Origin of the sequence: Mesotoga infera (genome assembly GCF_900157305.1) — a bacterium.
Classification (GTDB): Bacteria; Thermotogota; Thermotogae; order Petrotogales; family Kosmotogaceae; genus Mesotoga; species Mesotoga infera.
On sequence record NZ_LS974202.1, the window covers coordinates 1,789,492 to 1,804,499 of the forward strand.

Sequence of the window (15,008 nt, forward strand, 5' to 3'; positions counted from 1 at the left end):
ACCTCAGAGAACCTCGTGAACGATTTGAGGGGGCAACACTTCGCTAGTAGAAAAAGAGAAAGTCTCCATGAGGACTTTTCTCTCCAATTCCACCAGTTCCCGACTATTCCCGTGTATAACGGCAAGCGTTTCACCTCTGGCCACTCTGTCGCCGATCTTTTTTATTACTTCCACCCCTACGGCCGGATCGATTACATCCTCTTTGGTCTTTCTGCCGGCTCCGAGTCTCATACATACCAACCCGACACCTTCGGCATCGATTCCAGAGACGAAACCATCTCGTTCGGCCTTGATCTCTTCGATAACACCGGCCGGGGAAAGATATTTCCGGTAGTTGGCGGATAAGTCGATCGGACCTCCCTGAGCGGCAACGAACTCGTCGAATTTGGCCAAGGCCTTTCCCGAGTCGATAACGTCTTTAACTATATCGGGTGCACTGTTTTCGTCGGCGACCCCTCCGATTATCAACATTCTTTCGGAGATCACCCGGCACAGAAGCTCTAGATCGGCCGGGCCGTTGCCTTTCAGCGTCTCTATAGCCTCGATTACTTCTAGAGAATTGCCCACCATTCTTCCAAGGGGCTGGTCCATGTCGCTTATGACCGCACCTACCTTTTTACCTCCTCTTTTGCCGATGTCTATCATTGCCAGAGCGAGTTCCCTTGCATCTTTGAAATTCTTCATGAAGGCACCCTTGCCAGTTTTGACATCGAGGAGTATTCCATCGGAACCGATGGCGAGTTTTTTACTCATTATGCTTGAGGCTATGAGTGAAATCTCTTCGACCGTTGCCGTAACATCTCTCAGGGCATATATCTTCTTGTCGGCAACGGCAACTTCGGCAGTCTGACCGGCCAGGGCTATTCCGATTTTTGAAGCCTGCTTTTTGAATCTATCAACTTCCAGTGAAGTGGTGAAACCCGGTATGGACTCGAGCTTGTCGATCGTGCCCCCGGTATGACCCAGCCCCCTGCCGGAGAGTTTTGCGAAGACCAACCCGCAGGAGGCCACCACAGGTCCCACTATGAGTGTAACCTTGTCACCGACGCCACCGGTAGAGTGTTTATCGATTTTGGTACCCTCGATGGACGACAGGTCTATTTTCTCTCCGGAGTTCAACATTATATCTGTCAGGGAGGATCTTTCTTCCGGAGAGAGGTGGTTGAAGTAAACGGCCATCAGCCAGGCCGCCATCTGGTAGTCTGGTACCAGACCTTTCACATAGCCCGTTACCAGCTCTTCTATTTCGGATCGGGAGTTCTCCAGTCCGTTACGTTTTTTCAGAATGATATCGTATATTCTCATCCAAACACCTTCTTCAACGGCAGTTTTACCTTGAAAATCGTGCCCGTTCCATACTCGCTCTCCAGGTTGATGCTACCTCTGTGTTTTTCTACTATAAAACGAGTTATGGCCAGCCCTAGACCGGTTCCGCCCATCTTTCTTGATCGAGCCTTGTCAACCCTGTAGAATCTTTCGAAAATATGTTTGAGCGATTCTTCGGGTATTCCGACACCACTGTCCTCAACTTCAATCAGAGCAAAATTGTTTTGCGCATAAATTCTCAACCAGACTTCTTTCGGGCCGTGCTCTTTGGCTGCGGTGTATTTGACGGCGTTATCCACCAGATTCAGAAGCAGCTGTACCAGTCTGTCGAAGTCTCCATCTATGAAGATGCCCTCTTCCAGGTCAGTATTTAGTATTACTTCTCTTTCGTCGGCCAGCGGTTTCACTATTCTGAGAACGTAGTTGGCCACTTCTATCAATTCGATTTCTTCGAAGTTGAAGGTTGCATCGCCAGATTCAAGTTTTTCCAGATCGAGAAGATCGTTTATCAATCTCGTCATTCTCGCCGATTCGTTCTCGATTATTTTCAGAAACCTGTAAACGGTTTCTTTATCCTCCAGATCGTCTTCGGCCAATGTCTCTGAGTATCCGTGTATTGAAGTCAACGGCGTTCTCAACTCGTGTGAAACGTTGGCCACAAAGTCTCTTCTCATCGCTTCGAGTTCTTTCTCTTTAGTAATGTCCCTCAGCAATATAAGATGCTTTACCTGTTCCTTCAGCGCTACGCGTATGATCTTGCATTCCATTATCGCTCTTTTGGGGTAGTACATATTTATTTCCGATTCCTGGTTTTCACCAGTTCTGATAACCTCATCGAGTAGGTCTCCTATATAGTAGTTGTCTATGCCTTCGCTTATTTTCCTTCCCAGGAGCTCTTTGCTGGAGAGATCTCTGGCGGACTTGTTAACGTATTCGATCCTCCCGTCGTTGGAAGTTATTAAGAGCGCTTCGCCGAGGTTGTCCAGGATGGTCATGAGGTTCTCCTGCCTCGCGCTGAGCCGGTCGTAAGCCTCCCGGCTCTGGGCGAGCAGTTGTTGAACTCTTTTGTATATGAAGATGAACTCGGCGCTTTGTGGAACATCTACCATATCCGCAAAGCGCCTTTTAGCAGCATTCGATCGCTCGTTCTTCTGCTTCTCGATAAAATAAAGTATAAAGAGAGAAACAGATACAATTGTAAAAAGTAGACAGAGAAGGAGCAACGAATCAGTCTTCCTTTCCCGGGTCTCTGAACTTGTAACCTTTTCCTCTAACGGTAATAATGTACTTTGGATTCGAAGCATCTTCTTCTATCTTGGTTCTGAGCCTTCTTATGTGTACATCAACCGTTCTGGTATCGCCGTAGTAGTCATAGCCCCACAGTTTGTCGAGGAGAACGTCCCGGCTAAAGACCTTTCCTTCGTTCTCGGCCAAAAATCTCAAAAGTTCGAACTCAAGCGGAGTAAGGCTTACCATCCTGTTTCTCACTCTTACTTCGTACTTCTCGGTATCGATCTCGAGTTCTCTGGCGATTATCTTCTTGGGTCTTTCCTCCTTGGCCTGGGCACTCTGCTGAATTCTTCTAAAAACCGCTCTGATTCTAGCCAGAACCTCTCTGACGCTGAATGGCTTTGTGATGTAATCGTCGGCACCAAGTTCCAGTCCGAGGACTTTGTCGAACTCTTCGCTCTTCGCGCTGAGGAAGATCACCGGAGTCTGCCTGAACTTTTCCGTAGCTCTCAAATTTCTCACCAGTTCGAAGCCGTCCATTCCGGGAAGCATTATATCGACTATGAACATGTCCGTTTCGTTGTCCTCTGCAATCTTCAAGGCTTCTTCAGCGTCGTAGGCTTTCAGAACGTCGTAACCTTCCTTCTTCAGGTTAAAGGTCAGAAGTTCCACAATCGAGGGTTCATCATCAATAACAAGAATACTCTTCTTTGCCATGCATTTTCCACTCCTTCCGTCTCAAATTCAGTTCTTCTACATATCTCTGGAGGAAAGGGGTAGCATTTCTCTCCTCTTTCAGATATTCCAGGAAATTCTCAGAACCTGCCTCATCGATGTTTCCCAGTGCGTACTGCAGAAATGATTCCTTAAGGCTTTCAAAATCTGATTTCACGCCGGGCATTCTTAACCTGCTTTTTAGATCCCTTTCAATCTTCTTAAGCAACTGTAAGCTCTCCATCGGCATTCCTTCGAAAGGGGTGCCCGGTTTTGGTACGAGCGGATTCAAACTCAATACCACCTGCGAATAACCCATTCTTACGGCCGATTTCGCAATATCCACTATTCCACTCCTGTCGGACTCGTCTTCGAAGAAAGCCCCGTATATGAAATAGAGTTTGATATTTTTGAATCCTTTTTTAATGCCCATTTCCAGGGCTGTATCTATGTCTCTATCGTTTATACCTTTCCCGAAGAGGTTTCTGATTCTCTGACTTCCTCCTTCGGGTGCTATGGTGAAAATCTTCTGATTACCTTTTTTCAAAACTTCCAGAAGGTTTTCCGACAGAGCGTCCAGCCTCAACGAAGAGACCGACAGATCGTAATCTAGTTCGATCGCACGTTCCAGTACACGGTCAATGAATGGATAATCGGTTACCGTGGCCGCGACGAGTCCGAATCTTTTCGTGATATGAGCCTGGCGATCCATTATATCCAGAAGTTCGTCTGGATCTCTGAATCTGGCATTACCAAAGCGATAACCCGAAACACAGAATCTACATTTTCTTTTGCAGCCTCTACCGATCTCTATAAGAAAACGATCTTTGAAAACCGATTCCGGGGTGATAAACAAGCTCTGTCCCAGCTCATCGTCGTAAAAAACCTCTGGAGCCTCCGGTTCCAAAGTCATCACAGATACGGTTTCCTCTCTGTTCATGGACGGCCTAAGGGCGGCCAATCTTTCTAGAAAGTTCCGATTTAGATCACCCCTGTTGACCACGTCGGCTACTCTGGAAACTAGAGAATCGTTGAAATATGTCATTGCCCCGCCCATAACTATCACAGGATGGGAAGGTAATCTTTCCCCTCTTTTAAGGGGTATTCCGTAGCTATTCAAGATGTCAAAGACGTTTAGTATATCGAGTTCGAAATGCACTGAAAAGGCCCAGATCCTGAACTCGTCCAATGGCGTTAAACTGTCCAGAGAGTAAAACCTCTTCGATTCTGGAACGTAATAAAAACGCTCAGCCCTCACGTTAGGCAGCGAGTTAAACCTTTTCAAGAGTACGTGTGTCGATAAACTTGAACTCGCTACTCTGTAATCGTTAGGATATATAAGGGCTACAAGCACATCACCGGTGAAGTCTATCTCTTCTATGAAACGTTCTTTCGATCTAAAAGCCGACACCAGCGAGTATTCGTTCCAGCTTCTCGTATCCCTGGGTTTACGCACTAACGCTTCTCCTGAGAAAATCGAGAGATACGAATCTCCTTACGAACTCAAAAGAAGCTCTTAAAACTTCGTTTTGAAGGACTGTGCCTGAAAATTTGACGTTTACACCGTCTAAAACCGCCAGATCCATATTCACAGTAATCTCTTCGAAGAATTTGACGGGCGACAGGTGCTTGAGAGAAGTCTCACACACCACACTCACCAGACCATCGACTTCTAAATCGTTCAGAAGACTGTGACCACATCCGTGCACTAACTTAAGAAGCCCGCTTGTGGAAATCAGTCCAAGAATTTCGCTATCGGAATTTTCCGACCAGCGTAGCGAAACATCGTCGGGAGTGAGAGAAAAGGTGTACGTCTTTCCCGTGAGAGCTCTCAACTTCTCCAGATCAGGCATTTCCAAGCTCCGGTTTCCCCATGATCTTTCCACCTTCGATTTTTGGGCCTGTGACGACATCTACCTCTTCAAAATCGTCTTTGTAGAAATTACCGCTATCAAGACCAAGAATATCGGCCAGTTCTCTTCCCGTAATAGTCTCTTTCTGAAGAAGAAACTCGGCCGCTTCATCGAGTTTCTTCCTCTGGTCGGAAAGCACTCTCTTGGCCTTTTCGTAACTGGTGAGGACTATCTTCTTCACTTCAGCATCGATTTCACTCGCTATCTCCTCGGAGTAATTCTTCATCCTGGTAAGTTCTCTGCCGAGGAAGACCTCTTCTTCTTCCTTGCCCCAGGCTATCGGTCCAAGTCTCTCACTCATACCGAACTGAGTCACCATGCTCCTGGCCATGGCGCTGGCCCTTTCAAGATCGCTGGAGGCTCCGGTGGTTATTTCGCCAAAGACCAGATCCTCGGCCGCTCTACCACCTAGAGCCTGAGCCATGTTGTCCAGAAGCTCGGATTTGGTTATCAAATAGCGATCCTCTAGCGGAAGGCTCTCGGTGAAGCCCAGTGTCGAGGTACCGCGCGGTATGATCGTTACTTTGTGAACCGGGAAGGCGTTCGGTAAAACAAGGCCTACCACCGCGTGTCCCAGTTCGTGATAGGCGAGAATTTTCTTCTCCTTGTCGCTGATTATCCTGGACTTTTTCGCCGGCCCGGCAAGGACTCTATCGATAGCCTCTTCCAGCTCAAACATGCCGATCATCTTTTTCTTCTTTCTTGCCGATAGAATGGCCGCTTCATTTATCAGGTTTTCCAGATCGGCTCCCACGAAGCCGGGGGTTCTTCTGGCAAGAAGCTGCACATCTACATCGGGGTCGATCGGTTTACCACGCATGTGTATCTTCAAAATAGCCGCCCTGCCATTCAGGTCTGGTGGATCGACAGAGATCTTTTTATCAAACCTTCCCGGTCTCAACAGAGCTTTATCCAGAATATCCGGTCTGTTTGTGGCGGCAATTACGATGACGCCCGTCTTGGCGTCAAAACCGTCCATTTCTACCAGTATTTGGTTGAGAGTCTGTTCACGTTCATCGTGACCTCCCCCTAGGCCGGCTCCCCTGTGTCTGCCCACGGCGTCGATTTCGTCTATAAACACGATGGCCGGAGCCGATGTCTTTGCCTGCGCGAAGAGATCTCTAACCCTTGCGGCACCCACACCGACAAAAAGTTCCACGAAATCCGAACCGCTTATGAAAAAGAATGGGACTTCGGCTTCACCGGCAACCGACCTGGCCAGAAGAGTCTTTCCCGTTCCAGGAGGTCCTACAAGAAGGATTCCTTTGGGCATCCTGGCACCCGTATCCCTGAATATTGAAGGGTCTTTCAGGAAACTCACCACATCGGCCAATTCCTGTTGAGCTTCGTCAACTCCCGCGACATCCTTAAAGGTCACCTTTTTATCACTGCTCGTATACTTCTTGGCCGGGCTCTTTGTGAAGGTGAAGGCTTGTGAATTCCTCCCCGAAAGCGACCTCATGGCGAAGAACCATATGAAGACTATTATTGCAAGAGGGATTATGGTTCCCAGAAGGTTCACCCAGAAGAGCGAATCCCCACCTCTTTCGAAAGTTATATTCACACCCCTTCTGGCGAGTTGATCTAGCTGGTCCTGAAAGGTTTGAGTGATCAACGTTTGAGAGGGGAAATAGGTTTCTAGAGAACGTCTGGGGTTGTCTCCAGTGATGTAAACAACTTTTCCATTGTCGTAGATAACTATATCTATTATGTTATTGAAATCATCCAGAAACTTAGTATATGGGACTTCAATGCTGGTTTCCGATGGGTACAAACCACGAAGAGCGACCAACAAGAATATGCCTAAAACAACATAAAAAAGGATCATCCCGAGCCTGGGCCTTTGTTCCATGAATTACCTCCTTTCAAGGCTAAAAACTACTAATTCAGTACATGAAGGGTCCGCCCTACAAAGCTCGCTGGTCACGATGCCAGGAACCCAGAGAATCTCACCTCTGGCATTTTCTAGAATCAGTAATTTGCTCCAAAAACCCTTCAAACCTTTCTCCGAGACTATTCGTTCAATTCTCTTGGTACCGCTCATCCCGAAAGGAACGATATAATCTTTTTTATCAGCCGGTCTCAGTTTCAATGGAAGAGTCATTCTTCTGATACCGCACACGCTTAAAAAACGTCCATCCAACCTGCCTGAGAGTTTTTTCCCTTCCCGGATTCTCAATCTCCAACCTCCGAGAGAGATTTCAAAAGGCAGTGAAAATACCTCTACCGATTCAAGAGTTTCAAATATCAGGCTCTTCTTGTAAAAAAACACGTAATTTCCAAGCCTGGATCCCTTTAGATCTTCTCTGAATTCTACGGTCCAGCCGTTTCTCTCGCTCATAAGAAGATCGTAAAAGGCCTCGATTCTTTCTCTAGAAGGCGGATAACCGTCTGAACTCATTTTCGAAACGATCTCTCTCACAGTCTCGAAAAGTAGCGCTCTGTACATACCTTTCAACCTGACGTTCTCAACGAAGAGTATTCCATCTATTGTCTCGAACGACGACAGCGCTTCCATAATGTCTTTTTCGACTATCGAATAGCCATCGTAAAGATTTTCAAAAAAACGCCACATCGCTTCGTTGAAAGACGGATTCAATCTCTTTAACTCCGGCACTATCTTAAGACGCACAGAGTTTCTGTCAAAGCTTGTATCCAGATTTGTCTCGTCTTCCATAAATGTAACCATGTTAATTGTAACATAATCCATGATACGTTGCATATCACAGAACAGTAATGGTCTTACTATATCACCATTCGACGGTCTTAGACCAACAACTCCCTTCAATCCCGTTCCCCGTGCCATTCGAAGTAACATGGTTTCGATCAGGTCATCGCGGTTGTGAGCCACGGCGATGACGTCACATGATTGTGCGTTTTTAACTTCTCTCAGAAAATCGTATCTGACTTTTCTTGCAGCTTCTTCGACTGAAAGGCCAGGGGTCTTCGCCATGTAATCCTTCACATCTCTTCTCTCGTGAAAAAAAGCGATTCCCTTTTCGGTGCAGACCTGCCTTATCATCTCGGCTTCTTCCATCGGCCCTTTTTCACGAAGACCGTGGTCCATGTTGGCCACTACCAGCTCGATCGAAAGGAGGGGCTTCAAGTTCCACAATATGTTCAAAAGAGCCATGGAATCTTTTCCGCCAGAAACGGCTACAAGAACCCTCTGGGCGGGTTTCAACAGATTCCAACGTCCGATGAAACCGAGTGTTTCCTCTTCAAGTACATGCATCTTTTACACCACCATCTATAACAATGCGCCCATTAAGGGCGCATCTGGAGCCAACGAAGGGAATTGAACCCCCAACCTGCTCATTACGAATGAGCCGCTCTGCCGATTGAGCTACGTTGGCACCTGGAATCAATTTTATATCACCCGACAGTCTATGTCAACGAGTTCACGACGCGTAGGAAACGCTCCTGCGTTCCCTGATGACAGTTACCTTGATAACTCCTGGGTATTCAAGTTCTTCTTCGATCTTTTTGGCTATGTCCATCGCCAGCTTTTCAGCCAGTATATCATCCACTTTCTCAGGCTCGACGATAACACGTATTTCTCTGCCGGCCTGTATGGCGTAGGCCTTTTCGATGTGTTTGAAACCTGTGGCTATGTTTTCCAGGCTTTCCAGTCTCTTTATGTACATATCAAGCGATTCTCTCCTGGCACCGGGTCTAGACGCAGAAACGGCATCAGCCGCTGCCACGAGAACGGCCTCTGGGGTTATGGCTTCGGTCTCGCCGTGGTGGTACTGAATCATGTTCACCACCTGGTTCTTCTCTCCAAATCTCTTGGCTATCTCTCCCCCGATAATCGAGTGCGATCCTTCGATTTCATGATCTACGGCCTTTCCTATATCGTGGAGTATAGCCCCGCGCTTGACCTTGTCAACGTTCAGCCCCAGCTCCGAAGCCATTAGAGCGGCCAGATGCGCGACTTCTATGGAGTGTTGCAGGACGTTCTGACCGTAACTGGTTCTGAACTTCAACCGTCCGAGAAGCTTGACCAGTTCGGGATGCATGGAAGGTATCCCAACCTTCATAAGCGCTTCTTGACCGGCTTCCTTTATTTCGTTGTAAATCTCCTTCTTCGATTTTTCGTACATCTCTTCTATGCGAGCCGGATGAATTCTACCGTCTTCAACCAGTTTGTCAAGAGTCATTTTCGCTATGGCCCTTCTTAAGGGGTTGAAACAGGAGACAACAACCACTTCTGGCGTGTCGTCGATCACAAGGTCCGATCCGGTGAGTTTCTCGAAGGCCCTTATATTTCTTCCCTCTCTACCTATTATTCTTCCCTTCATCTCGTCGGACGGCAGACTCACCGTGCTTACGGTTACATCTCCGGTATAGTCGGCCGCATACCTCTGTATCGAATTGACGATGACCCATTTGGCGTAACGACTCCCCTCTTCGTCGTACTGGTCTTTAAGCTGTTTGAGCTTCTGCGCCAGATCGTGTTCGTATATCTCCTCGGCTCTCTTGAGGACAATATCTCTGGCTTCTTCCATGGTGAGTTCGGAAAGGTGGAATAATTTCTTTTCGGCCTCTTCTTTCATGGTCTCCACCGCTATCCTTTCATTCTCGACCTGTTGTCTCGCCTTTTCGATAGTCTCTTCCTTCTTATCGATGTTGTCCTCTCTTCTTGAGATCCTTTCTTCCCATTGCTTGAGTTCTTCCCTGTCTCTCTTGAACTCCTTTTCTTGCTCTTCCCTCAGTTTATGTAATTCTTCTCTGCCCTCGATCAAGGCTTTCTTTTTGAGGTGTTCGGCCTCTTCGTTTGCCCTTTTTAGTATCGATTCCGAGTCTTGTTTAGCCGCTTTAAGCTGATTTTGCAAATCATCTTTTACTTTTTTGACGGCCCGAGGAATCAATATATAATAGGCCAGGGTAAATCCGGCTGCCAGACCGACCATTATTCCAACTATTACTAAAATCATCCACACGTCGCTGGCCCTTTGCTGTAATTACTCTAGGATACCAGCTCCCTCCTTTCACAATATCTCTCTCAATACTTCATCGATACTCCCAATCGGGAAACCCCTTCTGAAGAGTTTTCTCCTTAGTTTTTCAGCGTCCTCTGCCCTTGCGTTTCCAATGGCTCTCTTGATTATCTCTTTCAAGTCACACTCTTTAATTTCTCTGTTCATGGCCTCTTCTATAGTTTCCTCGGCCACGCCCAGCTCCAAAAGCTCCATCTTCAATCTGAACGGCCCTTTGTAGTGAACGTTGAGACCGTCGCTTATATAAATGGCCGCAAACCGCTCATCGTTTATCAAACCCTGCTCTACCAATTTCTTCATGGTTTCGGCGATTTCACTCTGGTCGTACTGCCTTCGAGTGAGGTATTCCTGAATTTCTCTGGCCGATCTAAGTCTGAACTTCAAGTATCTCAATGCATCGCCGACCGGATCAGACTTCATTCTTCTTCCTTTTCCTCTTTTTGCCTTTCCAGGAGGGGCAGATTGTTTGCGGCCCTTAGTCTGTTCTCGATTTCGAACATCACATCCGGATTGCTTTTAAGATACTCCACTCCGTTGGCCTTCCCCTGCCCGATGCTGACTTCAGCGCCATCGGGGGTTATGTAGTTGTACCAGGCACCTTTTCTCTCTATTATGTTTGCCTCTGCGGCCAGGTTGAACAGTTCGTTGGCATGCTCGATACCCTGTCCATAGATGATGTCGACCTTGGCCTCTTTGAATGGAGGCGCTACTTTGTTTTTCACGACTTTGATAATTGTTTCATTTCCAAGCACGTTGGTACCTTCTCTGATCGCGCTTCCCTTTCTCACTTCGAGCCTTACGGAGGAATAGAACTTCAGCGCCACACCTCCGGTTGTGGTTTCGGGGTTTCCGTAAACGACACCGATCTTCATTCTTGTCTGATTGATGAAGATAACTATGCATTTGGATCTGCTAACATTACCTGAGATCTTTCTCAGAGCCTGCGACATGAGTCTAGCCTGTAAGCCGACTTGCAGCTCTCCCATGGCACCTTCTATCTCGGTGCGTGGTACGAGAGCGGCCACGGAGTCAACCACTATAAGATCGACGGCGTTGGATCTGATTAGCCCATCTACAATATCAAGTGCCTGCTCGCCGTAATCTGGCTGCGAAACCAGCAGATTATCGACATCAACTCCCAGATTTTGAGCATAATTGATATCGAGCGCATGCTCGGCATCTATGAAGGCCGCGATACCACCGCGCTTCTGTACTTCGGCAATCGCATGTAGTGCTATAGTTGTCTTACCGCTGGATTCTGCACCGTAAACTTCGACGACTCTCCCCCTGGGATAACCACCGACAGTGAGGGCTATATCCAGAGCCAATGAACCGGTTGATATAACTTCGATGTTCTGGTCTTCCAGTTCTCCCATCAACATAACCGAGCCCTTCCCGAACTGCTTTTCGATGTCTTTTATTGCCCTTTCAAGTGCATTCTTCTTATCCTTGGAAATCATGCTTAATCAGTCCTCCTTCAAAACTGCACGTGAAGACTTTCCTGTACTTCGCTCCTTCTCTAGAGAGAATAGACTCGAACACACTAACTTCGTTGACCTGAAATACTATCTTTTCTGTTTCGATGGTTTCAAGGAACTTATGCCACAGGGGCGGACTGAACTTCATCCTCCCAACCGTAAGATGCGGCCTGAAATTGTCTTCGACGGGAAAACTCATCGATTCTAGGACAGATCTGACTTCTCTGTGAAGATTTGAGAGCGTCTGGTTCCTTTCGATGCCTATCCAGACAACTTTAGGCAGTTCTTTATGCTTGAAGTAACCGAGCTTTCCAGTTTCGAGAGTAAAGGTGGGGAAGCCCCGTAGCCTTTTTGAAAGCATCGTGGCAAGGAGCTCGAGCCTTTGCAATTCCACGCTGTCCAGAAACGAGATGGTGAGGTGCGAGTTGCCACCCGGTACCCACGAGGCCCTGAAGCCCATTCTCTTGAGTTTTTCTACCACCGATTCAATCATCATCTGGACCTGCTGCCCTGTATCTATCGCGATGAATGACCGCAACTCAACTACCCCCTTTGAAAATCTGCAAATTCTTTAGAAGGTAATTGAATCCGCTCGCAAGAGTGAGCACCGCAACCAACAACTCTATGATAAATATCATCAGCGGATCGAAAAGATCCCATATAACGTTTAAGTACAAAATTCCGATGAAGGCCATCTGAGAAACTGTCTTGGCTTTGCCAAAAAAATCGGCCGCGATTACTCTCCCCTGACTGGAAGCCATCATCCTTATTCCCGATACCATAGTGTCCCTGAAGATCATCAAGAAGAGAAACCAGACGCTAACTTTTGACAGGGTCAAAAAGCCCAGGAAAATCGATGTCACCAGTATCTTGTCGGAAAGTTGATCCAGAAACTTTCCCAGATCAGTTACCAGGCCACGCTTTCTGGCAATTCTTCCGTCGAAGAAATCCGTCAGAGCCGCGACAATGAAGACCACGGCCGACAGAAAGTATAGAACAGTCCCGTTCCCGGTCGTTAAAAGAAGGAGAGCCGGAACGGTGAGTACTATCCTGCTCAATGTTAATAAATTAGGCAAGTTCATCAAGAACAACACCTTCCATATCGTGTTCAAAAGTATCAGTAATTCTGACGTTAGTGAAAAGTCCCTCTTCGACATGGCCCTTAAGCACAACCACGCCATCTATTTCTGGAGCGCTGTTGAAGGCCCTGCCAATACTGTAACTCTGTCCTGCCTCTTCAATCAGAACCTTCATCACCTTGCCCCTGTACCGGCTCAATCTCGTAGCCGATATACCATCCTGTTCCTGGAGAAGAAGCTCGAGCATCTCCTTTGCGCGAACGGTAGTTGTAGTTCTTCTTTTGTTGAAAGAATCTGTTCCCTCTTCCCTGGAATAAACGAACCCTCCGAGCCTGTCGAACTCTACGTTCTTCACGAAATCCATGGTTTCTCTGAACGTCTCTTCCGTCTCTCCGGGAAAGCCCAGCATTAAAGTTGTTCTCAGGACGCTGTGAGGAGCCTTGGCTCTTATGAAATTGAAGATCGACCCGAGTTCCGAACTGTTCCTGGTTCTTCCCATCGCTTTCAAAATTCTGTCCGAACCGCTCTGTACAGGCATATCAAAGTAATCTACAACCTTGGGCAATTCAAGCATCGTATCGATAAGAGAGAGGTCGACATGGTCGGGGTGGAGATACATGACTCTTATCCAGAAATCTCCGCTCAGATCGTTGAGTTCTCTCAACAAACATCCCAGATCAAGATCGCCGTCGAGATCGCGACCGTACTGGGTATTATCCTGAGATACAAGTACAATTTCTTTGACACCCTTCTTTACCAAAGAGAGCGTCTCGCTTTTAATACTCTCCACAGAACGGCTCGCAGAGGGGCCTTTGAAGAGTGGGATCGAACAAAAGGCACAGTTTCTGTTACAGCCGTCGCCTATCTTCACATAGGCGCTGTAGCCCGAAGCCCGACGGTTGAAATAACCATAGACTCCTTCAGGCGCCTGAAGATAAAAGAGTTCGCCTTTCTCTATGAGTCTGGCCAGAGTCAATGGACTCGTGACACCTATCAATCCATCGAGCTCTGGAATATCGGATTTCATCTCTTCGAAATACCTCTGTACCAGACAACCGACGGCGACAACTTTAAGTCCGGGCTTTCCCTTTTTGGCCGAAATGGCCTTGAATATCTCGTCGATGCTCTCTTTCTTCGCCTCTTCGATGAAACCACAAGTGTCTATAATTATCAGATCTGTCTCGTCGATTTCATCGACTATCGTGTGACCCTGGCTCTTCATGATTCCCGCAAAGTTGTCCATGTCGGCCAGGTTCTTGGGACAGCCCAGAGTGAGTACTCCGAGGTTCATAACCTTTCCTTTCTCTTCTGCAAGTACTGCTCACGAATCTTCATGAGTTCTTCCACGTACTCGCGATCCCTGTAATTTGGGTAAGTATAGGGCAGCGGGGTAAATTGACCGTTTATGAACACCAGGGTAATCTCTGCATACATTCCGTCGCCTATGTAGATGCGATTGGCCCAATGTTTGGTAGATGCCAGGACGAACTGAGCGTGATGTACATAACCGGGGTCGACATTGACCTTTCTCTTGCCATCAACCGACAGGTCTATCTCGATGGTGTTGGTGATGTGTTTTATCAATGAAAGCTGCTGTGGATGTATCAATCTCTTGAAAGACAGTAATTTTCCCGAGAGCTTGTACCCCATCTCGTCGTTATAGAAAGAGGTGAATCGATCGAAATCGAGAGTTTTTGAGATGTAATCGACCGGTCCGAAACTTCTTTCAAGAATAGGTTGTACTTCTTGGAGTCTGTAATCTATATAAGAGCCAAAAATAAACGTAACCAGATTCACCAGTTCAGTTCTTCTGAGATCTCCCATTTATCTTACACTCACTTCCACTTGTGGAATTGTCACGCTGACCACCTTTTCACCACTTTTAATTGTATATCTTCCCAGGGTCTCTTGCCTTACAACTACTCTCTCGTTGCGACGAACCTTTATGATGAGGCTTTCTCCGGCCACCAATCTGTAGCCTTCGTCTCCGATCAATATTCTCAACCCGGCCGATAACGATTGGAACTCTATTTCGTATTCGACGGCCATCTTGTCTTTTACGAAACGATAGAGAAAAAGTGATTCGACAAAAAGAAAAAGCGAAATGACCAACAACAAAATGATTATCATCTGATCATTGAAATTGCCCCTCTTTGCCATAAAATAGAACTCCCACCATTCTCCAGGTAAAGGACTACAGCAATAATTATAGCATGGGAAAGCGATACAATCTGAGAACCCAACGCTGGGGCTGTAGAGAATCCG

At 47.0% G+C, this 15,008-nt stretch carries 15 protein-coding genes and 1 tRNA gene; all 16 read right to left on the reverse strand.

Annotation, left to right across the window (positions count from 1 at the left end; genetic code table 11):
• Positions 1 to 3 precede the first annotated feature (3 nt).
• The 16 genes from MESINF_RS08065 to MESINF_RS08140 all read right to left on the reverse strand — a co-directional run bounded on the left by MESINF_RS08065 (position 4) and on the right by MESINF_RS08140 (position 14,903).
• Positions 4 to 1,305 (reverse strand): thymidine phosphorylase, encoded by a 1,302-nt coding sequence (locus tag MESINF_RS08065; RefSeq protein ID WP_169699343.1) that lies wholly within the window; start codon positions 1,303 to 1,305, stop codon positions 4 to 6.
• Complete coding sequence (locus MESINF_RS08070) at positions 1,302 to 2,435, reverse strand: sensor histidine kinase (RefSeq protein ID WP_231936679.1); 1,134 nt, start codon at positions 2,433 to 2,435, stop codon at positions 1,302 to 1,304. The genes MESINF_RS08065 and MESINF_RS08070 overlap by 4 nt, the downstream gene beginning before the upstream one ends.
• Before the next feature lie 118 nt (positions 2,436 to 2,553).
• Positions 2,554 to 3,273, reverse strand: a complete 720-nt coding sequence (locus MESINF_RS08075; protein ID WP_169699345.1) for a response regulator transcription factor — start codon at positions 3,271 to 3,273, stop codon at positions 2,554 to 2,556.
• Positions 3,245 to 4,726, reverse strand: a complete 1,482-nt coding sequence (locus MESINF_RS08080) for a B12-binding domain-containing radical SAM protein (RefSeq protein ID WP_169699346.1) — start codon at positions 4,724 to 4,726, stop codon at positions 3,245 to 3,247. The genes MESINF_RS08075 and MESINF_RS08080 overlap by 29 nt, the downstream gene beginning before the upstream one ends.
• Positions 4,719 to 5,123, reverse strand: a complete 405-nt coding sequence (locus tag MESINF_RS08085) for a hypothetical protein (RefSeq protein WP_169699347.1) — start codon at positions 5,121 to 5,123, stop codon at positions 4,719 to 4,721. Before MESINF_RS08085 ends, MESINF_RS08080 begins: the two co-directional genes overlap by 8 nt.
• A complete protein-coding gene (gene ftsH, locus MESINF_RS08090) occupies positions 5,116 to 7,035 on the reverse strand; it encodes an ATP-dependent zinc metalloprotease FtsH (protein ID WP_169699348.1) in 1,920 nt (639 codons plus the stop codon). Before ftsH ends, MESINF_RS08085 begins: the two co-directional genes overlap by 8 nt.
• Positions 7,036 to 7,038: 3 nt before the next feature.
• A complete protein-coding gene (tilS, locus tag MESINF_RS08095) occupies positions 7,039 to 8,418 on the reverse strand; it encodes a tRNA lysidine(34) synthetase TilS (RefSeq protein ID WP_169699349.1) in 1,380 nt (459 codons plus the stop codon).
• 45 nt (positions 8,419 to 8,463) lie between these two features.
• A tRNA-Thr gene (locus tag MESINF_RS08100) sits at positions 8,464 to 8,539 on the reverse strand.
• Between the two features lie 45 nt (positions 8,540 to 8,584).
• On the reverse strand, positions 8,585 to 10,123 hold the full coding sequence (gene rny, locus MESINF_RS08105) for a ribonuclease Y (RefSeq protein WP_169699350.1): 1,539 nt from the start codon (positions 10,121 to 10,123) through the stop codon (positions 8,585 to 8,587).
• 54 nt (positions 10,124 to 10,177) lie between these two features.
• Positions 10,178 to 10,606, reverse strand: coding sequence for a regulatory protein RecX (locus MESINF_RS08110; RefSeq protein ID WP_169699351.1), 429 nt, complete (start codon positions 10,604 to 10,606; stop codon positions 10,178 to 10,180).
• A complete protein-coding gene (gene recA, locus MESINF_RS08115) occupies positions 10,603 to 11,646 on the reverse strand; it encodes a recombinase RecA (protein WP_169699352.1) in 1,044 nt (347 codons plus the stop codon). Before recA ends, MESINF_RS08110 begins: the two co-directional genes overlap by 4 nt.
• On the reverse strand, positions 11,630 to 12,202 hold the full coding sequence (gene thpR / locus MESINF_RS08120) for an RNA 2',3'-cyclic phosphodiesterase (RefSeq protein WP_169699353.1): 573 nt from the start codon (positions 12,200 to 12,202) through the stop codon (positions 11,630 to 11,632). The genes recA and thpR overlap by 17 nt, the downstream gene beginning before the upstream one ends.
• Position 12,203: 1 nt before the next feature.
• Positions 12,204 to 12,746, reverse strand: coding sequence for a CDP-diacylglycerol--glycerol-3-phosphate 3-phosphatidyltransferase (gene pgsA, locus MESINF_RS08125; protein ID WP_169699354.1), 543 nt, complete (start codon positions 12,744 to 12,746; stop codon positions 12,204 to 12,206).
• A complete protein-coding gene (rimO, locus tag MESINF_RS08130) occupies positions 12,733 to 14,034 on the reverse strand; it encodes a 30S ribosomal protein S12 methylthiotransferase RimO (protein WP_169699355.1) in 1,302 nt (433 codons plus the stop codon). The genes pgsA and rimO overlap by 14 nt, the downstream gene beginning before the upstream one ends.
• Entirely contained in the window at positions 14,031 to 14,567 is a 537-nt protein-coding gene (locus MESINF_RS08135; protein ID WP_169699356.1) for a DUF4416 family protein, read from the reverse strand. Before MESINF_RS08135 ends, rimO begins: the two co-directional genes overlap by 4 nt.
• The gene (locus MESINF_RS08140; protein ID WP_169699357.1) at positions 14,568 to 14,903 is read right to left on the reverse strand and encodes a hypothetical protein; all 336 of its coding nucleotides are present in this window, start codon (positions 14,901 to 14,903) and stop codon (positions 14,568 to 14,570) included.
• Between the last annotated feature and the right edge of the window lie 105 nt (positions 14,904 to 15,008).